We start from the raw sequence: 26,983 nt of genomic DNA, 5'->3' as shown, positions 1-26,983 counted from the left end.
TGTTCAGGCGAGCGTCTGGGCGATCGCCTGCTCGACGGCGCTCAGCGCGTCACCGATCGCTTCGGGCCGGGTTCCGCCGCCCTGGGCGACGTCGTCCTTGCCGCCGCCGCCACCGCCGAGCGCCTTGGCCGCGACGCCGACGAGCCTGCCCGCCTTGAGACCGCGCTCGCGGCCCGCGTCGTTGACCGTGGCCACGACGACCGGCCGGTCGGCGGGGACCGCCGCGACGACGATGGCCGCCGCCCGGTCCCCAGGGAACCGTCCGCGCACGTCAAGGGCGAGTTTACGCAGATCATCCGCAGAGGTGCCATCAGGCGCGCGGTGTGTCACGACGGACACTCCACCCAGATCACGTGCTCCCGCCGCCATCTCCCCCGCAAGGGCGAGAACCTGGGCGGAACGGAGCTTGTCCAGCTCCTTCTCCGCGGTGCGCAGCCGGGTGACGATGCCCTCGATCCGCTCGGGCAGCTCCTCCCTGCGGGCCTTGAGCTGCTCGGAGAGCTGGGCGACGAGCACGCTCTCACGGGCCAGGAAGCGGAAGGCGTCCAGGCCGACCAGGGCCTCGACCCGTCGCACCCCGGCGCCGATCGAGGCCTCGCCGAGCACCTTGACCAGGCCGAGCTGTCCCGAGCTGGCCACGTGGGTGCCGCCGCAGAGCTCGCGGGAGTAGTCGCCGACCTCGACGATGCGGACGGTCTCGCCGTACTTCTCGCCGAACAGCGCGAGCGCGCCCATCGCCCTGGCCTCGGCCTGGGAGGTGTGGAAGGCGTTGACCTTGAGGTCGCCGATCAGGACGGCGTTGACCTCGTCCTCGACGTCGCGGAGCACGCTGGGTGGCACGGCGCCCGCGGCGGTGAAGTCGAAGCGGAAGCGGCCGGGCGAGTTCTCCGAGCCCGCCTGCGCGGCCGTCTCGCCGAGCGCGTTGCGGAAGCCCCTGTGCACCAGGTGGGTCGCGGTGTGGCTGCGGGAGATGGCGCGACGGCGCTCGACGTCGATCTCGGCCTGGGCCTGGTCGCCGACCCTGACCTCGCCGGTCCTGACCTTGCCCCGGTGCACGATGACGCCGGAGACCGGGGACTGCGTGTCGACGATCTCAACCTCGGCCCCGTCGGTGCGGATGAGTCCCTGGTCGGCGAGCTGGCCACCGCCCTCGGCGTAGAAGGGGGTACGGCTGAGCACGACCTCGACGGTCGTGCCCGCGCCCGCGGCGGGGACCGGGAGGCCGTCGACGAGCAGGCCGATGATCGTGGACTCGGCGGTCACGTTGTCGTAGCCGAGAAACTCGACCTTGCCGGTCTTCTCCAGGATCTGGCCGAACACCGAGATGTCGGCGTTGCCGGTCTTCTTGGCGGCGGCGTCGGCCTTGGCGCGGTCGCGCTGCTCCTTCATCAGCCTGCGGAAGCCCTCCTCGTCGACCTTGAGGCCCTGCTCGGAGGCCATCTCCAGGGTCAGGTCGATCGGGAAGCCGTAGGTGTCGTGCAACTGGAAGGCCTGGTCACCGCCGAGGGTGCCCTGTCCCTTGCGCTTGGTCTCCTCGACGGCCGCGTCGAAGATCGCGGTGCCGGTGCGCAGGGTGCCGAGGAAGGAGGTCTCCTCCGCGTCGATGACGCCGTGGATCTGCGGGGCGTCGGCCTTGAGGTCGGGGTAGAGCTCGCCCATCACGTCGATGGTCACCGCGGTCAGCTCGTGCATGTAGCGCTGCTCGCCCGCGCCCAGCAGGCGCAGGTTGCGGATGGCGCGGCGCAGGATGCGCCGCAGCACGTAGCCCCGGCCCTCGTTGGAGGGCAGCACACCGTCGGCGACGAGCATCACGCCGGTGCGGACGTGGTCGGCGACCACGCGCAGCGAGACGTCGGCGCGCTCGTCGCGGCCGTAGCGGGTCCTGGTCAGCTCCGCGGCCCTGTCGAGGATCTTGTAGGTGGTGTCGATCTCGTAGATGTTGTCGACGCCCTGCAGGATGGCGGCCATCCGCTCAAGGCCCATGCCGGTGTCGACGCTCTTGGCGGGCAGTTCGCCCACGACGTCGAAGTCGGTCTTGCTGCGCACCGCGCCGAGCTGGAACTGCATGAAGACGTTGTTCCAGACCTCCAGGTAGCGGTTCTCGTCGGCGACGGGACCGCCTTCCCTGCCGTACTCGGGGCCGCGGTCGTAGTAGATCTCGGTGCAGGGGCCGCCGGGGCCGGGGACGCCCATGTGCCAGTAGTTGTCGGCCAGGCCGCGACGCTGGATGCGCTCGGCGGGGACGCCGACCTCGCGGTTCCAGATGTCGTAGGACTCGTCGTCGTCGTGGTAGACGGTGACCCAGAGCCGGTCCTCGGGGAAGCCGAAGCCACCCTCGGACTCGGGCTTGGTCAGCAGCTCCCAGGCCAGCGGGATCGCCCGCTCCTTGAAGTAGTCGCCGAAGGAGAAGTTGCCGAGCATCTGGAAGAAGGTGGCGTGCCTGGTGGTCTTGCCGACCTCGTCGATGTCGGGGGTGCGCACGCACTTCTGGACGCTCGCGGCCCTGGGGTAGGGCGGCTTGCGCTGGCCCAGGAAGTAGGGCTTGAACGGCACCATGCCCGCGGGGACGAGAAGCAGCGTCGGGTCCTCGGCGATGAGGCTGGCCGAGGGCACGACGGTGTGCCCACGCTCCTCGAAGAAGCGCAGGAAGCGGCGGGCGATCTCTGCCGACTCCATCAGCGGCCATCCTTTACGTCGTAGGTGTGGGTGTTCTCAACACTGTCGAGGCCGAACCGGGTGCGCAACTCGGTTTCCCGCCGCGCGGCGCCGTCCAGTGCCTCGGCCGCGAAGTCCCGTGCCTGGTCCAGAACGCCGGAGGCGCCGCGTACCGCGCGGCGGGCCAGGTGGTTCGGGTGCAGTGACTGCAGCTTACGCATCACCCACACCGCGCCGAACGCGCCCAGGGAGATGTAGAAGAGCCTGCGGATCATCGCCGCCGCCCTTCGAGGACCCGGGCGCCGGGCCTGCCGTTCCTGCGGGCCGACAGGGCGCGCCTGACACCGTGGGTCAGCGCGGCGAGCTTGATCAACGGCCCGGTGACCAGGGTCTGGGTGACGTCGCTGATCTTGGCGGCGTGTCCGCTGACCTGCTTGACGTCCCTGGCGATGGCCTCGACGGCGACGAGCTGGCGGTTGGTCTCGCTGACGGTGACGGTGACGTCCTCCAGCAGCGGCACCACGCGTTCGCCCAGTTCGGAGACCATCTTGGTGGTCTCGGTGAGCAGCCGGGCCAGCTTGACCAGTGCCACGGCCAGGAAGCTGACCAGGATCGCCCAGGCCATCGCGACGATCAGCCCGGCGACCTCTCCTGCGGTAAGCATGCGCCGATCTCCTTGGTTGACCCGGCTGGAACAGGCAAGACCTTACCGCGTCCCGCACCGCTTCCCCGGCATACCGTGACACGACGCCCAGGCGGGCCGCTCATGCCTCCTCCCCCGCCGACACCGGCGACGTGCTCCCGTTCCGTACGGCCAGCGTCCTGGGGCCGCCCCCGAAGGCGTCCACGCAGAGCTGGGCGAACCAGCCGACTCCCGGGATCATGAGGGCCCACCCGGCCAGGGCCCAGCCGAGGTGGATGTGGGTCAGCACGTGGGCGACCGCCGCCACTCCCTGGGCGCGCCGCCCGTCCGCCGACTCGTAGGTGATCCTGCGCAGCCGGTCGGGGTGTTCCTCCGCCGCGAGCACCCGCAGCCCCACCGGGTGGCGCGCGAGGATCCACGCGCCGACCCGCGAGCAGGCCCCGCAGGTGCTCGCCACGTACACGGACGCGGTATCCCCCGCGTCCTCCGCGAAGGAGGCGGGCCGCCACCGGGGCACCCACGCCCGTACGGCGCGCCGGTAGGCGGCCCATTCCTGCCCGAAGCGGGCGGTGAGTCCCTCCCCCTCGTGCCAGGCCGCCAGCCCGGCCCCGTAGGCGAAGGCGATAAGCGCCGCGGCCAGGAACACCGGGTCGAGCAGGGCGAGCAGGAGGTAGCCGCCCGTCATCGCGGCCTGCATCGGGTTGCGGACGTAGGCGTAGGGCCCGGTGACCACCAGCCGCCCCGGCGGATCGTACGGCAGCGGCGTCCCCCGGCCCACGAGCGCGAACTCCCGCACCGCGGCCAGGCCGAGCAGCCCCGGCACGGCCAGTGCCTGCGTCATGAGACCGAGCACCCACGTCGGCTGCCGCCACACCCCGGTCAGCACGATGGGCAGCGCCATGCCCCCGCCCATCGCCAGGACTACCTGGGCCGTGGCCCTGAGCGGCAGACGGCTTCCCCTGGCCGTCCAGCCCGCGACCAGCAGCCCGGGGACCAGGGAGACGGCGATCGCGACCGTCTCCCCGGCGAGCCAGTGTTCGCCGAGCACGACGACGGGCTCGGCCAGCGGCATCACCGCCAGGTCCAGCCAGCCGAGGAGCGCGGCGACCAGCGGGACCGGCGCCCGGCGGGCCGCCAGGCTGGGCACTGCGCCCCAGAGCAGTGCCCAGCCCAGCAGCAGGTCCACCGGGATGCCCCGGTAGACGGCCTCCCTGGCGGTGAAGTGCCACCAGCCGAGGTCCTGGGCGAGGAGGTTCACCGCGATGAGTGCCTCCAGGTTCCACAGCGTGGCCAGGATCGCCGCGGCCACGTCCCGCTCCCCCGGCCTGCGGCGGGCCGTGGCGACGATCATCGCGGCGACCGGCACCGCGATGGCCAGGCCGCGTACCAGCGCGGGGTCGCCCGTCATCGTGCGAAGGTCCCGGCGAGGTAGTCGGCGGCCTGGCCGACGGCGTAGCGCTGCAGGGGGCCGAAGTACCAGCCGGGGTCGAAGGTGCGGCGGTAGCGCAACGTCACCGCGAGCTTCCCGCTCCCCCAGGAGAACTCCGCCTCACGCAGGTCGAGCCAGCGAGCCAGCGTGGTGTCGCGGACCACGGAGAAGGTCACCCGCCCGGGACCGCGTTCCTTCACCCTGAGGGTCATCGAGCGCGGCTCGGGAACGGCGCCGATGCCGAGGGAGCGGCGCGGGTTGAAGGTGATCTCGCGCACGGCGCCGACCTCAAGTCCGGTTCCGGTGGCCGCGAGCGGCCGGGGGAAACCCATCCTCAGGAACACCGACTCGAACGGCCCGAAGACGGGGACGGCGGCCAGTGCCTGTTCCGTCCCGGTCGCGGTGGCCGCGCGCACCACGGTGACCTCGGTCTCGCGGGCCGGTCCCGCCAGTTCCGCGCCCACGGTGACGAGCGTGAGCAGCACCAGCGGGGCGACGACCGCGTGGGGTCCCCGCCGGCTGAAGTAGTCGATGACGGACCCGATCAGCAGGGCGACAAGGAGGAAGAGCGGCGCGGCGAACAGCACACAGACGATCCCCTCGCCGAGCAGCGGCCCCGCGAAGGCGAGGGCCACGGTGACCGTCGCCACGACCGAGCCGGTCGCGGACCTCGGCTTGCTCGCCAGCACGACCGTGATGGCGATGACGGCGGGAAGACCGACGTAGAAGAGCGTCGTCTCCTCCAGATGACCCGCGTGCAGCACCCGGTAGAGCAGGAGCGCCACGAACAGGGCCAGGAGCAGACCGGCGAGGTTCCAGCGCGCCCTGCGCTCCTGCCGCTCCTCGGGAAGCGGCCCGGGGTCCGGGGGTTGTCCGGAGCTGTCGTCCATGCGGCGCCCTCTTCATCAGTCGGTTTAATCAAGTGATTAAACCGTATGATCGAAGAGATCGTCATGGCAAGAGGGGACGGCGAAGTTGAACAAGCAGGCGGGTGCGGAGACCCGTGAGCGGCTGATCGAGGCCGCGGCCGAGACCGTGCGGACCGAGGGATACGCCGGGGCGAGCGCCCGGGCCATCGCCAAGGCGGCCGGGGTCAACTCGGCGCTGGTCTTCTACCACTTCGGAGGGGTCGATCCGCTGCTGCTCGCCGCGCTCGACCGCGCCTCGGAGCAGCGGATGACCGACTACGGCAGGGCGGTCGCACAGGCACGCACGCTGGAGGAGCTGGCCGAGACCGCGACCGCGATCTACCAGGCCGACCTGGAGGCCGGGCACATCACGCTCCTGTCGGAGCTGGTCGGCGCGAGCATCGCCAGGCCGGAGCTCAGGGCGGAGATCGTCAAGCGCTCCGACCCGTGGATCGACTTCGTCGAGCAGACACTTGAGCGGGTCATCGGCGGCTCACCCCTGGCCAGGCTCATGCCGCCCCGCGACCTCGCCTACGCCGCGATCACCTTCTACCTGGGCGTCAACCTGTTCACCCACCTCGACGCCGACCGCTCCCGCACCGACGCCCTTTTCACGCTGGCCCGCCGCCTCGCCCCCCGCGCCAGGCTGCTGACCATGCGCTTCCCCCGCCGCAGGCCCCGCGTCCCGAAGGAGCCTCCCGCCTGAGAGCCTGAGAGCCTGGGGGCTACTGGCCGCGCAGGAAGGCGCGGATCCTGCTCCAGCGGTCGGCGAAGGCCGCCTCGGCGCCGTGCTTGGTGGGCCGGTAGTAGCGGCGGTCCCTCAGCTCGGCCGGGGCGTAGTCCTGGCGGACGAGGCCGTGCTCGAAGTCGTGCGGGTAGCGGTAGCCCTCGCCGTGGCCAAGGCCCCGGGCACCCGGATAGTGCGCGTCACGCAGGTGGGCGGGGACCTGGCCGATGTCGCCCCGCCGTACGTCCTGGGCGGCGGCGTCGATCGCGGTGATCACCGCGTTGGACTTGGGGGCGAGCGCGCAGTGGACGACGGCCTGGGCCAGGTTCAGGCGCCCCTCGGGCAGGCCGATGAACTCGACGGCCTGCGCCGCGGCCACCGCCACCTGCAGACAGGTGGGATCGGCCATGCCGACGTCCTCCGAGGCGAAGATGACGATCCTGCGGGCGATGAACCTGGGGTCCTCCCCCGCCTCGACCATCCTGGCCAGATAGTGCAGCGCGGCGTCGGCGTCGGAGCCCCGCATGCTCTTGATGAAGGCGCTGACCACGTCGTAGTGCTGGTCACCCTGGCGGTCGTAGCGCACGGCCGCCTTGTCCACCGCCCGCTCGACCACCTCGACGGTGATCTCGTCCTCGGCGATCAGCGCGGCGGCCTCAAGGTAGGTGAGGGACCTGCGGGCGTCTCCCCCCGCCAGCCGTACCAGATGGTCGGTGGCCTCCGGCGCGAGCCGCAGCCGCCCGTCCAGGCCGCGCGGGTCGGCGACGGCGCGTTCGAGCACGCCGCGGATGTCCTCCTCGGACAGCGACTCCAGGGTCAGCAGCAGCGAGCGGGACAGCAGCGGTGAGATGACCGAGAAGAACGGGTTCTCCGTGGTCGCGCCGATGAAGGTGACCCAGCGGTTCTCGACGGCGGGCAGCAGCGCGTCCTGCTGGGCCTTGTTGAAGCGGTGCACCTCGTCGACGAACAGCACGGTCTGGCGCCCCGACATGCCCAGCTCACGACGGGCCTGCTCGATGGCGGCGCGGACCTCCTTGACCCCGGCGGAGACCGCGGAGACCTCGACGAAGCGGCGCTTGGTCACCCCGGCGACCACGTAGGCGAGGGTGGTCTTGCCCGTGCCCGGCGGGCCCCACAGGAACAGCGACATCGGGGCCTCGGCCTCGACGAGCCTGCGCAGCGGGGTGCCGGGGCCGAGCAGGTGCCGCTGGCCGATCACCTCGTCCAGGCCGCGCGGGCGCATCCGCACCGCCAGCGGTTCATGGCCGCGCTGGGCCTCCTCTGCCGCCGCGTCGAACAGGCTGTCCACGCTCAGACAGTACCGTCAGCGCGTGGGCTCCTGATCCGCGTCAGCTTCCCCAGACCGCGACGGCGCCGCTGTGGCCCGCGCGCAGCACGTAGTAGCCGGACACCACGGCCAGGACCACCGTCAGCGCGCGCAGCACCGTCTCAGCGGCCCTGGGCGTGTTCCCCGAACGCGCCAGATAGACCAGGACGAGGGAGACCACCCCGAGGGCCAGGACGGCCAGCAGCAGCGGGGTCGCGAAGCTCTCGTGCTCGGCGATGCGCAGCCCGAGCTGCCCGCTCACCGAGGAGAAGTCGCCGCCCCTGAGCGCCTGACCGCTCTGCCTGGCCGCCAGGACCGCCACCGGCGCGGCGACCGCGAGCCCGGCGACCGCCCAGGCCAGTACGGCACGCGTGCGTGTGACCAGGGCGTACACGACGGACAGCACCACGAGCAGCGGTGTCAGGACCACGGCGGCGTGCACGATCAGCGGGTGGGCGGGCAGTCCCAGGATCTCGTCGAACATAGGGGGGCTCCGGTCGTGGGTGGCGTTTCCGCAGGCGCTGGCAGGTGGGCGATCCCACCGTGAACGCTACCTGGAACGCGGCACTTCACCCGCGTCTTCCTCTCCTACCCCATCTGACGGATTCTGTCACTTACATCCATCACACGCTGAGGCGGGTACGCTTTCGCCCAGTCAATAGTCATGGATCGGCAATTCTGGAGGACGAAGCGGTGAGCGGCGAAGACCGCCAGAGCCAGCTGGCGCGGGAGCACAAGGAGCGGCAGGCCCGGCGGGCCGAGCAGGCTCAGCAGCCGTCAGCTGCCAAGGCGAGGCGGAACACCTTCATCGGAGCCGGCGTCGCGGTCGTCGTCGTGGCCGGGGGCCTGTTCGCCGCGACGAACCTCCTCGGCGGTGGCGACGACAACAAGCGCAACGCCTCCGTGAACAAGAACGTGGAGGCGGACCCGAGTCAGGTCCCGGCCCTGCAGCCGACGCCGACCCCCTCGGCGGAGCTGGCCAAGCTGACCTGCTCCTACCGCAAGGACACCAGCGGCAGCCCGGCCAAGTACGTGGGCATGCCCCCGGCCAAGCCCAACCTGAACCTGAAGACCATGACGATCACCACCAACCTCGGCGACGTCGTGATCAACCTGGTGACGGACCGGGCCCCCTGCTCGGTCAACTCCTTCGCCTTCCTCGCGAAGAAGAACTTCTTCGACAACACCAGGTGCCACCGCCTTGCCACCCCGGAGAACTCCGGGCTCGGCCTGCTGCAGTGCGGCGACCCGCAGGCCAAGGCCGACGGCAAGAACCCCACCGACGGGCAGGGCAGCTCAGGATACGTCTTCAACGACGAGAACCTCGGCGGGCTCCCCTACACCAAGGGAACGGTCGCGCTGGCCCAGGCGGCCGAGGCGTCCAACCAGAACGGCAGCCAGTTCTGGATCTCCCTGTCGGACGAGACCGCCCAGCTCCAGCCCGACTACACGCCCATCGGCACGGTCTCCAAGGGCATGGACATCCTTGAGAAGGTCTACCAGGGCGGCTGGATCGAGAACCCCAACGACATCACCGGCGACGGCGGCTCGAACGCCCCCAAGATCCCGGTGATCATCAAGGACGTCCGGCTCGCCTAGAGTCCACGGCAGCCGCCGCAGGCTCGCCCGCACGGACATACCGGTCATGACGGCCGCCATCTCCCGCACGGCGGGCGAGCCGCGATCTCCCGGGTCAGACTGGAGGGGAAACAGGACCCGATCCATCTCCCCGGGGGGCGCCGATGCCGGAGAAGTTACCTTTCGAGTTCATACTGAGCCCCGATCCCCATGCCGCCTGCGCCGCGCTCAGGGAGAAGGGCCCCGTCCATCCTGTCGACTTCCCTCCCGGCATGGGCGCCTTCCTGGTCCTCGACTACGAGCACGGCCGCCCCGCCCTCAACGACCCCCGCCTCGCCAAGAGCGTCGCCTGGGTGCCGGAGCCGTTCCGCGCACGCTTCGACGCCGACAACCGGATCCTCGCCGGCAACATGCTCGACAGCGACCCTCCCGACCACACCCGGCTGCGCCGCCTGGTCTCCAAGGCCTTCACGCCCCGCAGGATCGAGTCCCTGCGCCCCAGAATCCAGGCGATCGCCGACGACCTGATCGACGCGATGCTTCCCAGGGGCGAGGCGGACCTGCTCGACGACTTCGCCTTCCCCCTGCCGATCACGGTGATCTGCGAGCTGCTCGGCGTGCCGGTGCGGGACCAGGCAGCCTTCCGCGACTGGTCGAGCACGCTGGTCGGCCCCGCGCTCGACGAGGCGCAGGTCAGGCACCGCGAGGAGGTGAACACCGCGGTCGGCGACTACTTCACCGCGATCATCGCCGAACGGCGGGCCGCCCCGCGCGACGACCTGATCAGCGCGATGGTCCTCGCCCGCGACGACGACGAACTGCTCGACGACCAGGAGCTCCTGGCCGGCCTGACGCTGCTGCTCATCGCCGGGCACGAGACCACGGTCAACCTCATCGGCAACGGCATGCTGGCCCTGCTGACCGCCCCCGAGCAGCTGAAGACGCTGCGGGAGCGGCCGGAACTGCTGCCGTCGGCGGTCGAGGAGTTCCTCCGCCACGACGGCCCCGTCGGTCGCGCCACCTTCCGCTTCGCCACCGAGGACCTGGAGCTCGGGGGCGTCCACATCCCGAAGGGCAGCGTGGTCCACATCCTGCTCGGCGCGGTCAACCGCGACCCCCAGGTCTTCGGTTGCCCCGACGTCCTGGACATCACCCGCGCGGACAACCGGCACGTCGCCTTCGGCCACGGCATCCACTTCTGCCTGGGCGCGCCACTGGCCAGGCTTGAGGCGCTGGTCGCCTTCGGGACCCTGCTGGAACGCCTGCCGGGCATCGAACTCGACTGCGACCCCGGCGCCATCCGGTGGAACCGCAGCGGATCCCTCATCCGCGGGCTGCGCGCCCTGCCCGTCCGCTTCTGAGTCACTTTCCGGCCCGCTTTCCGGCCCGCCGCGCCGTACGGTCCCCAGCCGGTACGGCGCGGCCCCGGGACTCCTCATCCCGGGGCCGTGCCTCCGTCGGTGCCCCCGTCGCTCTCAGGGGCGTCTCAGGCGTCGGCCTTGGGCTTGGCGTCGACGCCCGCCTCCTTGCGCTGCTCACCCGTGATCGGGGTCGGCGCGCCCGTCAGCGGGTCGAAGCCGGAGGCCGTCTTCGGGAACGCGATGACGTCGCGGATCGAGTCGCCGCCCGACAGCAGCATGCAGACCCGGTCCCAGCCGTAGGCGATGCCGCCGTGCGGCGGCGGGCCGTACTTGAACGCCTCAAGCAGGAAGCCGAACTTGCTCTCCGCCTCCTCCTTGGAGATGCCCAGCACCTCGAAGACACGCTGCTGCATCTCGGCGCGGTGGATACGGATCGAGCCGCCGCCGATCTCCATGCCGTTGCAGACCATGTCGTAGGCGTAGGCGAGGGCCTCGCCAGGGTGGTCCTGGAAGTTGTCGGCCCACTCGGGCTTGGGCCCGGTGAAGGGGTGGTGGACCGCCGTCCAGCCGCCCTCACCGTCCTCCTCGAACATGGGAGCGTCCACGACCCACAGGAAGCTCCACGCCGACTCGTCGATCAGGCCGCAGCGACGACCGATCTCCAGGCGGGCCGCGCCGAGCAGGTCACGGGAGGCGGCAGCCGTACCGGCCGCGAAGAAGATCGCGTCACCGGGAGCGGCGCCCGCCTTCGCGGCCAGACCGGCGGTCTCGGTCTCCGACAGGTTCTTGGCGACCGGGCCGCCCAGCGTGCCGTCCTCGCCGACCAGGACGTAGGCAAGCCCCTTGGCGCCGCGCGACCTGGCCCACTCCTGCCAGCCGTCCAGCTCCTTGCGGGTCTGCGAGGCGCCACCCGGCATCACCACGGCGCCGACGTAGGGCGCCTGGAAGACCCGGAAGGTCGTCTCGGCGAAGAACTCCGTCATCTCGACGAGCTCCTGGCCGAAACGCAGGTCGGGCTTGTCAGAGCCGAAGCGGGACATGGCCTCGGCGTAGGTCATCCTGGGCAGCGGCGTCGGCAGCTCGTAGCCGATCGTCTCCTTCCAGACCCGGCCGATCAGCGCCTCGCCGAGCGCGATGACGTCGTCCTGGTCCACGAAGGACATCTCAACGTCGATCTGGGTGAACTCCGGCTGCCGGTCGGCGCGCAGGTCCTCGTCGCGGAAGCAGCGGGCGAGCTGGTAGTAGCGCTCCAGGCCGCCGACCATGAGCAGCTGCTTGAACAGCTGGGGCGACTGCGGCAGGGCGTACCAGTTGCCCGGCTGGAGCCGGACCGGCACCAGGAAGTCACGGGCGCCCTCGGGGGTGGAGCGGGTGAGCGTGGGGGTCTCGACGTAGACGAACCCGTGCTCGTCCATCACCTGGTGGGCCAGGTAGGTGGCCTTGGAGCGCGCCCGCATGGCGTTGGCGACCTGCTGGCGGCGGATGTCGAGGTAGCGGTACTTCAGCCGGGCCTCCTCGGAGATCCCGGCGCCGCCCTCGATCGGGAAGGGCAGCGGCGCGGACTCGCTGAGCACCTCGACCTCGGAGGCGACGACCTCGACGGCACCGGTCGGCAGCTCGGGGTTCTCGTTGCCCTCGGGGCGGACCCGCACCTGCCCGACGACCTTGACGCAGTACTCGGCGCGCAGGCCGTGCGCGTCGTCCTCCTCGCGGAAGACCACCTGACAGGAGCCTGAGGCGTCGCGCAGGTCGATGAAGACCACGCCACCGTGGTCACGGCGGCGCCCCACCCACCCGGCCAGCGTCACCTGCTGCCCGGCGTGTTCCTTGCGCAGTGATCCCGCTTCGTGCGTGCGGATCATTTCTCCAGTCTCTCCTTCAGGGTCGTGACGATCTCGGCGAGCGGTACGGCGCTCTGGTCGCCGCTGACCAGGTCCTTGACCTGGGCGGTCCCGGCGGCGATGTCGCGCTCGCCGAGGATGACGGCGTAGCCCGCGCCCGACCGGTCGGCACCCTTCATGGCGGCCTTGACGCCCCTGCCTCCGAACGACATGTCGGCGTCGAGGCCCGCCCGGCGCAGCTCGGTGATGAGCTGGAACATCCGGCGGCGTGCCTCCTCGCCCAGCGGCACACCGTACACCTGGACGTGCGGGCCGTCCGCCTCGTCGTCCAGCAGCCCCTCGGCCTCCATGGCCAGCAGTGTCCTGTCGACGCCGAGCGCCCAGCCGACGCTGGGCAGCGGCGGGCCGCCGAGCATCTCGCTCAGCCCGTCGTAGCGTCCCCCGCCGCCGACCGCCGACTGCGAGCCGAGGCCGTCGTGGACGAACTCGAACGTGGTGCGCGTGTAGTAGTCGAGCCCGCGCACCAGCCTGGGGTCGTCGGTGTAGGCGACCCCGGAGGCCGTCAGCAGCGAGCGGACCTCCTCGTGGTAGGCCTTGCACGCCTCGCACAGGTGGTCGACGACCAGCGGGGCGCCCGCGAGCTGGGCCTGCACCTCGGGACGCTTGTCGTCGAGCACCCGCAACGGGTTGATCTCGATCCTGTCCCTGGTCGGCTCGTCGAGGTCGAGACCCCGCAGGAAGTCCTGCAGCGCGGCGCGGTAGGCGGGCCTGCAGGTGCGGTCGCCCAGCGTGTTGATCAGCAGCCTGACCCCGGTGAGGCCGAGCCCGGCGTAGCCGTCGGCGGCCAGCAGGATCAGCTCGGCGTCAAGGGCCGGGTCCTCCGCCCCCAGCGCCTCGGCCCCGACCTGCCAGAAGTGACGGTAGCGGCCCTTCTGGGCGCGTTCGTAGCGGAACTGGCTGCCGGAGTACCACAGCTTCACCGGGAGCCTGCCGTTGTGCAGGCCGTGCTGCAGGACCGCCCGCACGACCGAGGCGGTGCCCTCGGGACGCAGCGTGATCGAACGCCCGCCCTTGTCGGTGAAGGTGTACATCTCCTTGGAGACGATGTCGGTCGACTCGCCGACGCCGCGCACGAACAGCGCGGTGTCCTCGAAGACCGGCGTCTCGATGTAGCCGTAGCCCGCCCTCCTGGCAGGGGCGGTCAGCGCCTCCCTGACGGCCAGCGCGCGCTCTGACCGTGGTGGGAGCAGGTCGAAGGTGCCCTTGGGCGCCTGCAGAGTCATTGTCTAAAGTCCCCTGGTGGGACCGGCGTACGGCGCCGCCTCCGCCATGTACGGATTGGTGGCGCGCTCGTGGCCGATCGTGGTCTGTGGTCCGTGCCCCGGCAGGACCACCGTGTCCTCCGGCAGCGGCAGGCACTTGGCCGCCAGGCTGCGCAGGATGGTCGGATAGTCACCGCCGGGAAGGTCTGTGCGGCCGATGGAGCCGGCGAACAGCAGGTCGCCCGAGAACATCACGTCGGGGATCTCCCCGCTCCTGGGCAGCCTGAACGTCACCGACCCCCTGGTATGGCCGGGGGCGTGGTCAACGGTCAGCTCCATCCCCGCCAGGCTCAGCACCTCGCCGTCGGCCAGCTCGCGCACGTCGTCCGGCTCGGAGAAGGTCAGCCCGCCGAACAGCTCCTGCCCGCCCGCCAGGGAGAGGGCCTTGCCCGGGTCGGACAGCAGCTCACGGTCCTCGGGGTGGATCCACGCGGGAATGTCACGCGCCCCGCAGACCGGGGCGACCGACCACATGTGATCGATGTGACCATGGGTGACCAGCACGGCGACCGGCTTGAGGCGATGCTCGCGCAGCACGTCGTCCAGGTCACCGACGGCGTCCTGACCGGGATCGACGATGACGCACTCCTCGCCCGCGGCGGGAGCTACGACGTAGCAGTTGGTCTGAAACGACCCTGCGGGAAAGCCGGCGATGAGCATCTGCCTCAGCTGATCTCGTCAAGAAAACGGATGGGAATGTAACCGAAGGGTACCGGTGCGGGTCGGCGGGCTGCGAACCATTACCCATTGGCCGATACGATTCGCCCACCTCAATAAGTGATACTCCGGCACTCGGGAGGGCGAAGTGGTGAGCGGCAAGGACCGCCAGAAGCAACTGGCCCGCGAGCACTACGAACGGCAGACACAGCGGCGCGCCGAACGTGAGGCACGTACGAAGCGCAACGCGATCATCGGCACGAGTGTGGCCGTCGTGGTGGTCGTGGGCGGTGTGATCGCCGCGACGACCCTGCTGGGAGGCGGTGGGACGTCCTCGGCGACGACCGCCTCCGAGAACCCGTCAGCGCCCGCGAGCCCGGCGGAGACGGACACCGGCGCCAACCCGGCGGCCTTCGACCCCGCGACCGGCACCTGCGGCTACGTCCCCGACACCAAGGGCGGCGCGGCCAAGGACGTCGGCCTGCCCCCGGCGAAGGTGGACACCACGCCGAAGACGATGACCCTGAAGACCAACCGGGGTGACATCGTCATCGAGGTCTCCGCGGAGAAGACGCCCTGCACGGTCAACTCCTTCGCGTTCCTGGCCTCGAAGAAGTACTTCAACGGTTCCAAGTGTCACCGTCTCGGCTCCGAGCAGTTCCCCGTGCTCCAGTGCGGTGACCCGCTCGCCAAGGCCGACGGCAAGAACGAGACCGACGGCCAGGGCGGCCCGGGGTACCGTTTCGTCAACGAGAACCTTGAGGGCGCGAAGTACACCCGTGGTGTGGTGGCCATGGCCAACAGCGGCCCCGACACCAACGGCAGCCAGTTCTTCATCGTGTACGGCGACGCCCAGCTGCCCCCGGACTACACCCCGTTCGGCACGGTCACGAAGGGGTTGGAGATCATCGACAGGGTGAACCAGGCGGGTGTCATCACACCGGGCCCGGACGGCACCGGCGCCCCGAAGGAAACCGTGGAAATCAAAGACGTGACAATGTCCGGCAAGAGCTGACGTAATACATCCAAGAGGCGGATAGCCTCGAAAGGCTGATGAAAGTTGCGGGAGGACACGGTGAGCACCGACCCGTGGGGCCGGGTAGACGACGACGGCACCGTCTACGTACGTACGGCTGAGGGAGAGCGGGCCGTCGGGTCCTGGCAGGCCGGCGAACCGGAAGAGGCCCTGGCCTACTTCCACCGCAAGTTCGACGAGCTGGCCGGACAGGTCACGCTGCTCGAACAGCGGGTCCGCGGCACGGACCTGCCGCCCGCCCAGGCGGAGGCGACGATCGTCAAGCTCCGCGAGGCGATTGTCGACGCGCACGCGGTCGGCGACCTCGACGGACTGCTGGGCCGGCTGAACAGCCTCACGGAGCTGGTCGCCCAGCGCCGCGAGGAGGTCAAGGCCGCCCGTGACGTGGCTCGCGCCGAGGCCAGAGGCGTCAAGGAGCGCATCGTCGCCGAGGCCGAGCGCATCGCCGACGACACCACCCACTGGAAGACCGGTGGGGAGCGGCTGCGCCAGCTCGTCGAGGAGTGGAAGGCCGCCGAGCGCATCGACAGGGTGACCGAGGCGGCGCTGTGGAAGCGCCTGTCCGCGGCCCGTACGGCCTTCGCCAAGCGGCGCAAGGCCTACTTCGCCGGGCTCGACGAGCAGCGTGAGAGCGTGCGCTCGGCCAAGGAGCGCATCGTCGCCGAGGCGGAGGCGCTGGCCTCCTCGACCGACTGGGGCGCGACGGCCTCGGCCTACCGCGAGCTGATGCAGCAGTGGAAGTCGGCGGGCCGGGCCTCACGCGAGGTCGAGGACGAGCTGTGGGGCCGTTTCAAGGGCGCCCAGGACCAGTTCTTCCAGGCCCGCTCCGCGGTCTTCGCCGAGCGTGACGCCTCCCTGGCGGCCAACGCCGAGGTCAAGGAGCAGCTGCTGGCCGAGGCCGAGAAGATCCTTCCCGTCTCCGACGCCCGCTCCGCCAGGGGCGCCCTGCGCGGCATCCTGGAGCGCTGGGAGGAGGCGGGCCCGGTCCCGCGCGAGCAGCGCGACCGGCTCGAAGGTGGTCTTCGCAAGATCGACGAGGCGGTCCGCAAGGCCGAGGAGGCCGAGTGGAAGCGCTCCAACCCCGAGGCCCGCGCCCGCGCGCAGAACACGGTCGACCAGCTGCGCAAGTCGATCGGCCAGCTTGAGACCCGCCTGGCCAAGGCCCAGGCGGCCGGCAGGGACAAGGAGGCCAAGGACGCCGAGGAGGCTTTGACCGCCCGCCGTTCCTGGCTTGAGGAGGCAGAGCGCACGCTCGCCGAGTTCTCCTGACCCTCCGACACCCTCCGACCCTCAGGGCTCCGCGTCGCCGTACGGCACGCGGGGCCCTGAGGGCCTTTCAGGGCTCTCAGGAGGCGCCGCTCACCCGGTAGACGTCGTAGACGCCCTGGATGTTGCGCACGGCCTTCAGCACGTGTCCCAGGTGCTTGGGGTCGCCCATCTCGAAGGTGAACCTGCTGATCGCCACGCGGTCCTTGGAGGTCGTCACCGACGCGGACAGTATGTTGACGTGCTGGTCGGACAGTGTCCGGGTCACGTCCGACAGCAGGCGCGGGCGGTCGAGCGCCTCGACCTGGAGGGCCACGAGGAACACCGAGTCCTCGGCCGCCGACCAGGAGACCTCGACGAGACGGTCGGGCTCCGTCCTCAGCTGGTGCACGTTGGGGCAGTTGGTGCGGTGCACGGAGACGCCGTGGCCACGGGTGACGAAGCCGATGATCTCGTCCCCGGGGACGGGGGTGCAACATCGCGACAGCCGTACCCAGACGTCGGAGTCGCCCGCGACGACCACGCCCGCGCCACCGCGGCCACGGGGGCGGCCACGCAGCTTCGTCGGCACCGAGACCTCGGCGATGTCCTCCTCGGCGCCCTCGACCCCGCCGATGGAGTGCACGAGCTTCTGCACGACCGCCTGGGCGGCCACGTGGCCCTCTCCCACGGCCGCGTAGAGCGCGGAGACGTCGGCGTAGTGCAGGTCCCTGGCGAGCGCCAGGAGGGACTCTCCGGACATCAGGCGCTGCAGCGGCAGGCCCTGCTTGCGCATCGCCCTGCCGATGGCCTCCTTGCCCGCCTCGATCGCGGTCTCGCGGCGCTCCTTGGAGAACCACTGCCGGATCTTGTTGCGGGCGCGGCCCGACTTGACGAACTTGAGCCAGTCACGGGAGGGACCGGCGTCCGGCGACTTGGAGGTGAAGATCTCCACGGTGTCGCCGTTGCCGAGACGCGACTCCAGCGGCACGAGACGGCCGTTGACCCGGGCCCCGATGCAGCGGTGACCGACCTCGGTGTGCACCGCGTAGGCGAAGTCGACCGGGGTGCCGCCCTCGGGGAGCGCGATCACCTGGCCCCTGGGGGTGAAGACGTAGACCTCGGAGACCGACAGGTCGAACCTCAGCGACTCCAGGAACTCGCCGGGGTCGGCGGTCTCCTTCTGCCAGTCGAGGAGCTGCCTGAGCCAGGCCATGTCGCTGGCCGGCTTGAGCTTCGCACCGGGAGGACCGGAGGTGGTCATGTCCTCCTTGTACTTCCAGTGCGCCGCCACGCCGTACTCGGCCCTGTGGTGCATGCCGTGGGTGCGGATCTGCAGCTCCACAGGCTTGCCCTCGGGGCCGATGACCGTGGTGTGCAGCGACTGGTACATGTTGAACTTGGGCATCGCGATGTAGTCCTTGAACCGGCCGGGCACCGGGTTCCATCGCGCGTGAATCGTTCCCAGGGCGGCGTAGCAGTCGCGGACCGTGTCGACCAGCACCCGGATGCCGACCAGGTCGTAGATGTCGTCGAAGGCGACGTCCCTGGCGATCATCTTCTGGTAGACCGAGTAGTAGTGCTTGGGGCGTCCCTTGACCACCGCGCGGATCTTGGCCTCGCGCAGGTCGCCGGAGACCTTCTCGATGACCTCCTGCAGGAACAGGTCCCTGCGCGGGGCCCGCTCGGAGACCATGCGGGCGATCTCGTCGTAGCGCTTGGGGTAGAGCATCGCGAACGCGAGGTCCTCAAGCTCCCACTTGATGGTGTTCATGCCCAGGCGGTGGGCGAGCGGCGCGAAGATCTCCAGCGTCTCGCGGGACTTCTGCTGCCGCTTGTGCTCGGGCAGGTAGCGCATGGTGCGCATGTTGTGCAGCCGGTCGGCGAGCTTGATCACCAGCACCCGGATGTCGCGGGACATCGCCACGACCATCTTGCGGACGGTCTCGGCCTGGGCGGCGTCGCCGTACTTGACCTTGTCGAGCTTGGTGACGCCGTCCACCAGCAGGGCGATGTTGTCGCCGAAGTCCTTGCGCAGCTCGTCGAGGCCGTAGGCGGTGTCCTCGACGGTGTCGTGCAGCAGCGCGGCGCACAGTGTCTCGTCGTCGGTGCCCAGCTCGGCCAGGATCGTCGCCACCGCGAGCGGGTGGGTGATGTAGGGGTCCCCGCTCTTGCGCTTCTGATCACGGTGGTGGTAGGCGGCCACGTCGTAGGCACGCTCGATGAGCCGCAGGTCGGCCTTCGGATGTGTCGCGCGGACCGTCCGGAACAGCGGCTCAAGCACCGGGTTCATGGCGCCACCCCATTGTCCCCCAAAGCGGGCGAGCCTGCGCCTGACCGCAGGCCTGTCTTCGGCGGCTCCGGACATGGCGGAACCGGCATCGCCTGCCGGGACGGCCGTCTCGGGACCGCCACCGTCGGCGGTCACGTCGGGAACGACCACATCACGGGGCACTCAGACTCCTCACGTTCGAGTCCAGATCCCCCCAGTGTATCCAGACTGGTTAGGGTGCCTTCCCCGGCGGGGTGGGATCAGACAATCACCAGGGAGTGCACCTTGACGCCGTCCAGCCGTTCCCGTCCTTTGAGGAAGGCCAGTTCCATGAGCACGGCGATGGCGACGACGTCGGCACCCGCCCTGCGGACCAGCTCCACCGCCGCACGCGCCGTGCCGCCGGTGGCGAGCACGTCGTCGACGATCAGGACGCGCTCTCCAGGGGTGAAGGCGTCTCGATGGACCTCGATGGTGGCGGAGCCGTACTCCAGATCGTAGGACGCCTCAAGCGTCTCCGCTGGCAGTTTGCCTTTCTTGCGCACCGGAACGAAGCCCGCGCCCAGCCGGTAGGCCGTGGGGGCGGCCAGGATGAAGCCTCTGGCCTCGATTCCCACGACCTTGTCGACCTGGTGGAGCCCGGCGAAGCCGTCCACCACGGCGGCCAGGGCCTCGGGGTCGGCGAGCAGGGGGGTGATGTCCTTGAAGAGGACTCCTGGCTGGGGGTAGTCGCGGATGTCCCGGACGTGGTCCAGGATCAGGCGGCTCAGGTCACTCATCGTCACTTCCCTCAAGGAAAAGCCTCCGTCCCCTCTACGGGGACGGAGGCCTTGCTGACTTCCCGCTATTTCTTCTTGCGCTTGTCGCCGTCGGGCGCCGAGCCGTTGGCGGCCCCCGCGGGGACCGGTTGCCTGGTGCTCTTGGCCGTCTGGCCGCCCTTGCCCCCGCCGCCCTGGGAGGAGAGCCTGCGGGCGATGGCCTGGTAACGCGGCTCGCGCTCCTTCAGCGTGACCAGCATCGGCGTGGCCACGCACAGCGACGAGTACGTACCGACGATCATGCCGACGAACAGGGCGAGCGACAGGTCCTTCAGCGTGCCCGCGCCGAACAGCGTGGTGCCGATGAACAGGATCGCGGCCACCGGCAGGATCGCGACCAGGGTGGTGTTCAGCGACCGGATCAGCGTGTGGTTCAGCGCGTTGTTGGCCGCCTGCGTGTAGGTCATCTTGGAGGTCGTGCCGAGCTTGGCCGTGACCTCCTTGATCATGTCGAACACGACGACCGCGTCGTACAGGGAGTATCCGAGGATCGTCAGGAAGCCCAGCAGGGTCGCCGGGGTGACCTCGAACTGGGTCCACGCGTAGACGCCCGCGGTGATCACCAGGTCGTGCAGGAGCGCGACGACGGCCGACAGCGCCATCTTCCACTCGAAGGCGACCGTGAGGTACAGGATGATCGCCAGCATGAAGACGATCAGACCGGTGACCGCCTTGTCGGCCACCTGACCGCCCCACGAGGCGCCGATCACCTGGAGGGTGACCTGGTTCTGCGGCAGCCTGTACTTCTCGGCGACCGCCTTCTGGACCGTGGTCACCTGCTCGGCGGGCATGCTGTCGGTGGTGACCCGCCAGCCGTTGTTGGTCGTCTGCACGATGACCTGGTGGGCGCCCGCGTCGGCGAAGGTGTCGCGGACCTCCTCGATGTGGGCGCTGGGCGCCTTGAAGGAGAAGACCGAGCCGCCCCTGAACTCCACGCCCAGGTTGAGGCCACCGTTGAAGATCAGACCGGCGATGGAGATCAGCAGCAGCACGGCGGACAGGCCGTACCAGAGCTTCCTGCGGCCGACGAAGTCGACGTCGATCTCGCCGCGGTACAACCGCCTCGCGATGCCGGACATCATGCCTCCTGCGGAACGGTCTTGGCGCCGGTGACCGTCGTGCTGCTCATCCGCTCGGCGTCGAGACCGGAGAGCTTGTGTCCCTTGGCGAAGAACTTCAGCCTGGCCAGCAGGGTGACGAACGGCTTGGTGAACAGGAAGACCACGACGATGTCGATGAGCGTGGTCAGGCCCATCGCGAAGGCGAACCCTGCCACACCACCGACGGCCAGGAAGTACAGCACGACGGCGGCGATGAACATGACCGCGTCGGCGATCAGGATCGTACGGCGGGCACGGACCCAGGCCACCTCGACGGCCGTCCGCAGCGAGCGGCGGCCCTCCTTCATCTCGTCTCGGATGCGTTCGAAGTAGACGATGAAGGAGTCGGCTGTGATACCGATCGAGACGATGAGGCCGATGATGTGCGGCAGTGAGAGGCGGAAGCCCGCGAAGGCACCGAGGATCACGACCGCCTGGTAGGTCAGGATCGAGGCGGTCGCCAGGCTCAGCACCGAGACGACGCCAAGGCCGCGGTAGTACAGCATGGAGTAGATGACCACCAGGGCCAGGCCGATGCCACCGGCGATCATGCCGCCGCGCAGCTGGTCGGCGCCCAGGGTTGAGGAGACCTCGTCGATCGAGCTCTTCTCGAACTTCAGCGGCAGCGCGCCGAACTTGAGCTGGCCGGCCAGCTCGTTGGCCGTCACCTGGTTGAAGTTGCCGGAGATCTGCGCCCGGCCGCCGGTGATGGGCTCCTGGATGACCGGCGCGGAGATGATCACACCGTCCAGGACCATGGCGACCTGGTTGCGCGGGGGCTGGGAGTTGAACGCGGTCGTGGTCACCTTGGACCACTGGTCGGGACCCTGCCCCTTGAAGGCGAGCTGGACGAGCCACTCACCGGTGGTCTGGTCGACGCCCGCGTTGGCGCTGGCGATCGCGCTTCCGGTGACGGCGGCCTTGTCGAGGACGTACTTGGCGCTGCCGTCCTGGCTACAGCCCGCGTACTGCTTGTTCGGGTCGTCCTGGGCGCCCTGGCCCTTGTTCTTGGAACAGTCGAGGGCCTCGAACTGCTTGAGCACCGCCGGGTCGATGCCGGTGGTGTCCACGTCGGCCAGCGGGTTGTCCGCGGGAGAGGAGGGCTGGGGCGAGGGGTCGCCGGGCTTGGCCGACGGGGAGGCCTCGGCCTTCTCGCCCTTCTTGCCGCTCTCCTGCTTGCCCGTGGCGGACGGGGTCGCCTCGGGGCTGGGGTTGAGGAGCGCCGCCGACAGGGCGCGGCCCGCGGGCGAGCCACTCGGGCTCGCGGCGGCCGTCGCGGTCGGCTCCGGCGTCTTCGCACCCTGCTCGGCCGCGGGCGAGGCGGACGGGGCGGGCGACTTGTCGCCCTTGGCGGGGGCCGTCGAAGAGGGGGAACCCGACGGCGTCGGTGCCTGCGTGGGCATCTGCCCCGGCGGCTGGGGCGCCCCGGCCGCGACCGCCATCACCTGACGGAAACGCAGTTCCGCGGTGGTGCCGACCAGCTTGACGACTTCCTCCTGGCCAACTCCGGGGACGGAGATGACGATGTTGTCACCGGATTTGGCGACCTCGGCGTCGGAGATGCCACTGCCGTTCACCCTGTTCCGGATGATGCCGACGGCGAGATCCAGGCTCTCCTCGGTGGGGGCCGTGCCGTTCGGGGTGACGGGCCGCAGCGTCACTGTCGTGCCGCCGGCGAGGTCGAGGCCATATTCGGGGGTGTATGCCCTGTTCAGGAACATCACCCCAGCCATGGCGAGAATAATCGCCAGAAGCAGGAGGAGCACGCGCCCCGGTCTGCTCTGGCCGCTGGTCGGTCGGGCCACTGGTCGTCAGTTCTTTCGGCTATAGGGATTGTTGGCGAGCCTACTCATCACTTCTTGGTCGGCGAGTCATGGTCGTCACCGTGCGGCTGCGCGGTCTCCACATTGTCATCCACGGTGTCGACATTCTTGACATCGTCGTCCTGCGCGTCGTCGACCGGGACCACCACGCGTCCGATCGCGGCCTTGACCCAGCGGGTCTCGACGCCGGGGGCGATCTCCAGGATCACGTCGTCGGCGTCGATCGCGATCACCGTCGCGAAAAGCCCGGTTGTGGTCATGATGCGGGTCCCCGGAGTGAGGGAGTTCTGCATCTGGGACTGCTCCTGCTGACGCTTGCGCTGCGGCCTGATCAGCAGGAAGTAGAACACCACGACCATCAGCGCGATCATGATAAGGCTGGAGTAATTGCCGCCCATTGGGCCGCTCCTTCGGTTAAGGATGACCGGCCAGGGGCCGGACGTCATATGAGGCCACGCCGCGCTCAGCACGTCAGCCTACACAGCCAGCCAAGCCACGGAGTTTAGGCGAGCTGTTAGGAGCGCGGCAACGAGGTCACGTTCTGGCGCGCGGGGAAGTTCCCATTTTGATACGGTTGTCACCTTTTTGTGATCAACCCCGTGCGTTTTCTCACCGTAACTCAACGTCAGGAAGCCGCCGGGTCATCCCCAAGATCGGGCAGGTCAGGGCGCTGATCGGCCACGACCGCCGCGCCGAAGGCCCCGGGAGGCGGTGTCAGGCCCAGGTGGACCCACGCCGCCGCGGTCGCGACGCGCCCGCGCGGGGTGCGGGCGAGCAGGCCCTGCCGTACCAGAAAAGGCTCGGCGACCACCTCGACGGTCTCCGGCTCCTCCCCCACCGCGACCGCCAGGGTGGACAGGCCGACGGGACCGCCGCCGAACTTGCCCAGCAGGGCACCCAGGACCGCGCGGTCGAGACGGTCGAGCCCCTCGGCGTCCACCTCGTAGAGGTTCAGCGCCGCCGCGGCGACGTCCCTGCTGATCGCCCCGTCCGCCCTGACCTCGGCGAAGTCGCGCACCCGGCGCAGCAGCCGGTTGGCGATGCGGGGCGTGCCCCGGGAGCGTCCGGCGATCTCCCGCGCGGCCTCCTCGGGAAGCCGCAGGCCGAGCAGCCGCGCCGAGCGGTGCAGCACCTGCTCAAGCTCGGCGGCCTCGTAGAAGTCCATGTGCGCGACGAAGCCGAACCTGTCACGCAGCGGCGCGGGCAGCAGACCCGCCCTGGTGGTGGCCCCGACCAGGGTGAAGGGCGCCACCTCAAGCGGGATCGCGGTCGCGCCCGGCCCCTTGCCGACCACGATGTCCACCCGGAAGTCCTCCATCGCGAGGTAGAGCATCTCCTCCGCGGGCCTGGCCATCCGGTGGATCTCGTCGATGAAGAGGACCTCTCCCTCGGAGAGGGTGGACAGGATCGCCGCGAGGTCGCCCGCCCGTTCCAGGGCCGGTCCAGAGGTGATCCTGAGCGGCACGGACAGCTCGGCCGCGATGATCATGGAAAGGGTCGTCTTGCCCAGCCCTGGCGCGCCGCTCATCAGCACGTGGTCGGGGGGACGGTTGCGCCGCAGCGCGCTGTGCAGCACCAGGGAGAGCTGCTCGCGCACCCGCGCCTGGCCGATGAACTCCTCAAGGCGCTTGGGGCGCAGCGCGGCCTCGATCAGGCGCTCGTCGCCCTCGGCCTCGGACGAGACCAGATCCCGTTCCGCGCTCACGCCGTCTCCGCCTTCCCCATGTCCTGTCTCACCGGACGCTCAGCATGCGCAGCGCCGCCTTGAGCAGCACCGCCACCTGGGGAGCCCGGCCCTGCGCGACCTCGGCGTCGGCCTGGACGGCCACCGCGGAGACCGCCTCGTCTGCGTCCCTGGCCGAGTATCCGAGCCCGACCAGGCCCGAGTGGACCTGGTCGCGCCAGGGCGGGACGGCCACGGCGCCGTCGAGCGCGGCGTTGACCGCCTCCTCGGGTGTGCCGAGCCTGTCCTTGAGATCGACGATGATGCGCTGGGCGCCCTTGGGGCCGACCCCGGGAACCCTGGTCAGCGCCTTGACGTCGGCGCTCGCGACCGCGATCCGCAGGGCGTTCGGCGTGTGCACGGCGAGCATGGCGAGGGCGACCTTGGGGCCGACGCCGTTGGCCGTCTGCAGCATCTCGAAGACCGAGCGCTCGTCGTCGGTGCCGAAGCCGAACAGCGTCAGGGAGTCTTCCCTGACCACGAGCGAGGTGGCCAGCCTGGCCTCCTCCCCCACCCGCAGCGCCGCCAGCGTGCCGGGCGTGCAGTGGACGAGCACGCCGATCCCGCCGACCTCGACCACGGCCCCCTCGGGCGCGATCACGGCCACCCGTCCCCGCACCGAGGCGATCACTTCGTGTTTCCCTTCGAATATCCGGCCCTGCCCCTGCCGCGGAAGTAGGCGGCCGGGGTGGTGGTCGCGTCGTTCGCCCTGGCCAGCGCCTCGGCCAGCCTGTTGTGCACCCCGCCCCGCCACACGTGGCAGATCGCGAGCGCGAGGGCGTCGGCGGCGTCGGCGGGCTTGGGCATCTCGTCGAGGCGCAGGAGCCTGGTCACCATGGTGCCCACCTGCCGTTTGTCGGCGGTGCCGCTGCCGGTGATCGCGGCCTTGACCTCGGAGGGCGTGTGCAGCGCCACCGGCAGACCCCGGCGCGAGGCGCACAGGATCGCCACCGCGGAGGCCTGGGCGGTGCCCATCACGGTCCTGAGGTTGTGCTGGGCGAAGACCCGCTCGACGGCGACCGCGTCCGGCCTGACCTCGTCGAGCCAGCTCTCGATGCCCTCCTCGATCGCCACGAGCCTCGGGCCGATCTCCTCGTCGGCAGGGGTGCGCACGACCCCCACCTTGACCAGGCTCAGCGGCGCTCCCGGCCGCCCCTCGACCGCACCCAGCCCGCACCGGGTCAGCCCCGGATCGACCCCCATCACCCGCAGCTCGGGCAACCGCACCGGCACGCCTCCACTCGCCGAACATCTGTTCGGTGCCAGACTCTACCGCCTGCGCGCACCCGACGCACGGCTATCAGAAGTGGTCCAGCATGTACGGCCTGGCCTGGAAGGCCGCGTCCAGGGCGGCGTCGCCGTCCTCGGGGCCGGTCAGCCCACCGGTCCTGCGCAGGGTCGTGGCCGGGACCCCGCAGAACAGGGCGGAGAACGCCCCGGCCGTCAGGACGGGCATGGCCGGGGGGAGCGTTCCCGCGGGCTCGGCCGTCGCCGCCCCTCCCGAGACGGACAGGTGCCAGGGTCCCGAGTTCCCCGGCCGCTGGGGGTCGTCGACCTGGACCACGACGTCGAGGGTGACGCCGGGCGGAAAGCCCCGCGCGCGAATCGCGGCGGCCAGGTCGACGACGCGGAACATCCAGCGGGTCTGGCCGACCCGGTCCTCGGAACGGTCACCGACCAGCCAGAAGACGGGGTCGTCGGGGGTCACGACCGCGTGGACCGACCTGGCGATCGAGGCGGAGGAGCCGAGCAGGGACCACAGTGTCCTCGCGGTCGCCTCCGAGGCCGCCACGAGGACGGGAACCTCCAGGTCCTCGCCCTGCCAGCGGTAGACGAGGAGGCCGTCGTGCGCGAGATAGGCGAAGTCGTCCTCGTTCCCCAGCCGCGCCCGCCACACCGCGGCGTCCCAGCAGACGGGCCCGCACGCGCGGGTGGCGAGGTGTACGGCGCGCAGGACGGAGACCACCTGCTCGGCGTCGTCGGGTCCGACCCTTCTGACCTGGACGTCCTCGGTCCGTCTGATGGTTCGCAGCGCCTCCGCCGCGAGCACGGCCCGGTGCATGGCCCCGGCGTGCTCCCAGCCCAGTGAGCGGTAGATGTGGGTGGTGGCCGGATAGAGGGCCGAGACCGGGTGCCCCAGACGGGCGCAGCGGTCGAGGGTGGCCAGCATGAGGGTCCTGCCGACGCCCCTGCCCCTGTCCTCGGGGGCGACGGTCACCGAGGCGACGCCGCCCAGGGAGATCGGCCTGCCGTGCCAGTACTGGGTGAAGTCGTTGATCCTGCTCGTCGCGACCAGGCGGGGGCCGTCGAAGAGGCCGAGGTATCTCCCGGCGTCGAGCGCGGGGGTCACCATCTCGACCCAGCGCCGCTGGAACGCCTCCGAAACCGGCCCGAAGGCCCGCCTGCGATTGTCCGTCACCGCGTCGAGGTCGTCCGCGGTCAGATCACGTAGCTCCACAGCCACCCAACCTAGGCGGCACGAACCGGGCGGGGCGAATCGGGCCGTCCCGCCCGGAAC

General features: G+C 70.3%; 24 protein-coding genes. 5 read left to right on the top strand and 19 right to left on the bottom strand.

What is annotated here, in order from left to right:
- Positions 1–3 precede the first annotated feature (3 nt).
- The 5 genes from alaS to FHS44_RS19375 all read right to left on the bottom strand — a co-directional run bounded on the left by alaS (position 4) and on the right by FHS44_RS19375 (position 5,617).
- Positions 4–2,676, bottom strand: a complete 2,673-nt coding sequence (alaS, locus tag FHS44_RS19395; RefSeq protein ID WP_184716506.1) for an alanine--tRNA ligase — start codon at positions 2,674–2,676, stop codon at positions 4–6.
- Positions 2,676–2,930: a hypothetical protein gene (locus tag FHS44_RS19390; protein ID WP_184716504.1), complete on the bottom strand. Its 255-nt coding sequence runs from the start codon at positions 2,928–2,930 to the stop codon at positions 2,676–2,678. Before FHS44_RS19390 ends, alaS begins: the two co-directional genes overlap by 1 nt.
- Complete coding sequence (locus FHS44_RS19385; RefSeq protein ID WP_184716502.1) at positions 2,927–3,319, bottom strand: DUF948 domain-containing protein; 393 nt, start codon at positions 3,317–3,319, stop codon at positions 2,927–2,929. Before FHS44_RS19385 ends, FHS44_RS19390 begins: the two co-directional genes overlap by 4 nt.
- A gap of 100 nt (positions 3,320–3,419) precedes the next feature.
- Positions 3,420–4,706 (bottom strand): methyltransferase, encoded by a 1,287-nt coding sequence (locus FHS44_RS19380; protein ID WP_184716500.1) that lies wholly within the window; start codon positions 4,704–4,706, stop codon positions 3,420–3,422.
- Positions 4,703–5,617, bottom strand: coding sequence for a hypothetical protein (locus tag FHS44_RS19375; protein WP_246435623.1), 915 nt, complete (start codon positions 5,615–5,617; stop codon positions 4,703–4,705). The genes FHS44_RS19380 and FHS44_RS19375 overlap by 4 nt, the downstream gene beginning before the upstream one ends.
- A gap of 85 nt (positions 5,618–5,702) precedes the next feature.
- Here FHS44_RS19375 and FHS44_RS19370 point away from each other — a divergent pair, with 85 nt between their 5' ends.
- Positions 5,703–6,341: a TetR/AcrR family transcriptional regulator gene (locus FHS44_RS19370; RefSeq protein WP_184716498.1), complete on the top strand. Its 639-nt coding sequence runs from the start codon at positions 5,703–5,705 to the stop codon at positions 6,339–6,341.
- Positions 6,342–6,360: 19 nt separating this feature from the next.
- Here the strand turns inward: FHS44_RS19370 and FHS44_RS19365 are convergent, their stop codons facing one another.
- Complete coding sequence (locus tag FHS44_RS19365; protein WP_184716496.1) at positions 6,361–7,671, bottom strand: replication-associated recombination protein A; 1,311 nt, start codon at positions 7,669–7,671, stop codon at positions 6,361–6,363.
- A gap of 40 nt (positions 7,672–7,711) precedes the next feature.
- Positions 7,712–8,173 carry a DUF2231 domain-containing protein gene (locus FHS44_RS19360; protein WP_184716494.1) on the bottom strand — a complete coding sequence of 154 codons (462 nt, stop codon included), beginning with the start codon at positions 8,171–8,173 and terminating at the stop codon, positions 7,712–7,714.
- A 209-nt stretch (positions 8,174–8,382) separates the two neighbouring features.
- Here FHS44_RS19360 and FHS44_RS19355 point away from each other — a divergent pair, with 209 nt between their 5' ends.
- Complete coding sequence (locus tag FHS44_RS19355; RefSeq protein ID WP_184716492.1) at positions 8,383–9,288, top strand: peptidylprolyl isomerase; 906 nt, start codon at positions 8,383–8,385, stop codon at positions 9,286–9,288.
- A gap of 143 nt (positions 9,289–9,431) precedes the next feature.
- Entirely contained in the window at positions 9,432–10,628 is a 1,197-nt protein-coding gene (locus FHS44_RS19350; RefSeq protein WP_184716490.1) for a cytochrome P450 family protein, read from the top strand.
- A gap of 125 nt (positions 10,629–10,753) precedes the next feature.
- Here FHS44_RS19350 and aspS read toward each other — a convergent pair whose 3' ends face one another.
- Genes aspS through FHS44_RS19335 form a run of 3 tightly spaced genes read right to left on the bottom strand, consistent with a single transcriptional unit; the run spans position 10,754 to position 14,451 of the window.
- Positions 10,754–12,490, bottom strand: coding sequence for an aspartate--tRNA ligase (gene aspS / locus FHS44_RS19345; protein WP_184716488.1), 1,737 nt, complete (start codon positions 12,488–12,490; stop codon positions 10,754–10,756).
- Complete coding sequence (gene hisS / locus FHS44_RS19340; RefSeq protein WP_184716486.1) at positions 12,487–13,752, bottom strand: histidine--tRNA ligase; 1,266 nt, start codon at positions 13,750–13,752, stop codon at positions 12,487–12,489. Before hisS ends, aspS begins: the two co-directional genes overlap by 4 nt.
- Positions 13,753–13,755: 3 nt before the next feature.
- Positions 13,756–14,451 carry an MBL fold metallo-hydrolase gene (locus FHS44_RS19335; protein ID WP_184716484.1) on the bottom strand — a complete coding sequence of 232 codons (696 nt, stop codon included), beginning with the start codon at positions 14,449–14,451 and terminating at the stop codon, positions 13,756–13,758.
- Positions 14,452–14,599: 148 nt separating this feature from the next.
- Between FHS44_RS19335 and FHS44_RS19330 the strand changes: the two genes are divergently transcribed.
- Together FHS44_RS19330 and FHS44_RS19325 are read left to right on the top strand one after the other, a co-directional pair.
- Positions 14,600–15,463 carry a peptidylprolyl isomerase gene (locus tag FHS44_RS19330; protein WP_184716482.1) on the top strand — a complete coding sequence of 288 codons (864 nt, stop codon included), beginning with the start codon at positions 14,600–14,602 and terminating at the stop codon, positions 15,461–15,463.
- A gap of 60 nt (positions 15,464–15,523) precedes the next feature.
- Complete coding sequence (locus FHS44_RS19325) at positions 15,524–16,753, top strand: DUF349 domain-containing protein (protein WP_184716480.1); 1,230 nt, start codon at positions 15,524–15,526, stop codon at positions 16,751–16,753.
- A 76-nt stretch (positions 16,754–16,829) separates the two neighbouring features.
- Here the strand turns inward: FHS44_RS19325 and FHS44_RS19320 are convergent, their stop codons facing one another.
- The 9 genes from FHS44_RS19320 to FHS44_RS19280 all read right to left on the bottom strand — a co-directional run bounded on the left by FHS44_RS19320 (position 16,830) and on the right by FHS44_RS19280 (position 26,923).
- Positions 16,830–19,022, bottom strand: coding sequence for a RelA/SpoT family protein (locus tag FHS44_RS19320; RefSeq protein WP_184716691.1), 2,193 nt, complete (start codon positions 19,020–19,022; stop codon positions 16,830–16,832).
- A gap of 239 nt (positions 19,023–19,261) precedes the next feature.
- Positions 19,262–19,780, bottom strand: coding sequence for an adenine phosphoribosyltransferase (locus FHS44_RS19315; protein WP_184716478.1), 519 nt, complete (start codon positions 19,778–19,780; stop codon positions 19,262–19,264).
- Positions 19,781–19,845: 65 nt separating this feature from the next.
- Complete coding sequence (gene secF / locus FHS44_RS19310; protein WP_246435622.1) at positions 19,846–20,901, bottom strand: protein translocase subunit SecF; 1,056 nt, start codon at positions 20,899–20,901, stop codon at positions 19,846–19,848.
- Positions 20,898–22,652, bottom strand: a complete 1,755-nt coding sequence (secD, locus tag FHS44_RS19305) for a protein translocase subunit SecD (RefSeq protein WP_246435621.1) — start codon at positions 22,650–22,652, stop codon at positions 20,898–20,900. Before secD ends, secF begins: the two co-directional genes overlap by 4 nt.
- 119 nt (positions 22,653–22,771) lie before the next feature.
- Positions 22,772–23,140 carry a preprotein translocase subunit YajC gene (yajC, locus tag FHS44_RS19300; RefSeq protein WP_184716474.1) on the bottom strand — a complete coding sequence of 123 codons (369 nt, stop codon included), beginning with the start codon at positions 23,138–23,140 and terminating at the stop codon, positions 22,772–22,774.
- A 227-nt stretch (positions 23,141–23,367) separates the two neighbouring features.
- Complete coding sequence (ruvB, locus tag FHS44_RS19295) at positions 23,368–24,447, bottom strand: Holliday junction branch migration DNA helicase RuvB (RefSeq protein WP_184716472.1); 1,080 nt, start codon at positions 24,445–24,447, stop codon at positions 23,368–23,370.
- Between the two features lie 28 nt (positions 24,448–24,475).
- Positions 24,476–25,096 carry a Holliday junction branch migration protein RuvA gene (gene ruvA, locus FHS44_RS19290; RefSeq protein ID WP_184716470.1) on the bottom strand — a complete coding sequence of 207 codons (621 nt, stop codon included), beginning with the start codon at positions 25,094–25,096 and terminating at the stop codon, positions 24,476–24,478.
- Positions 25,093–25,677: a crossover junction endodeoxyribonuclease RuvC gene (gene ruvC / locus FHS44_RS19285; protein ID WP_184716687.1), complete on the bottom strand. Its 585-nt coding sequence runs from the start codon at positions 25,675–25,677 to the stop codon at positions 25,093–25,095. The genes ruvA and ruvC overlap by 4 nt, the downstream gene beginning before the upstream one ends.
- An 88-nt stretch (positions 25,678–25,765) precedes the next feature.
- Complete coding sequence (locus FHS44_RS19280; protein WP_184716468.1) at positions 25,766–26,923, bottom strand: GNAT family N-acetyltransferase; 1,158 nt, start codon at positions 26,921–26,923, stop codon at positions 25,766–25,768.
- Positions 26,924–26,983 lie beyond the last annotated feature (60 nt).

Source organism: Streptosporangium saharense, assembly GCF_014203715.1.
Taxonomy (GTDB): domain Bacteria; phylum Actinomycetota; class Actinomycetes; order Streptosporangiales; family Streptosporangiaceae; genus Streptosporangium; species Streptosporangium saharense.
The sequence above is the reverse complement of the archived record's forward strand: the minus strand, read 5'-3'. Positions and strand labels throughout refer to the sequence as shown.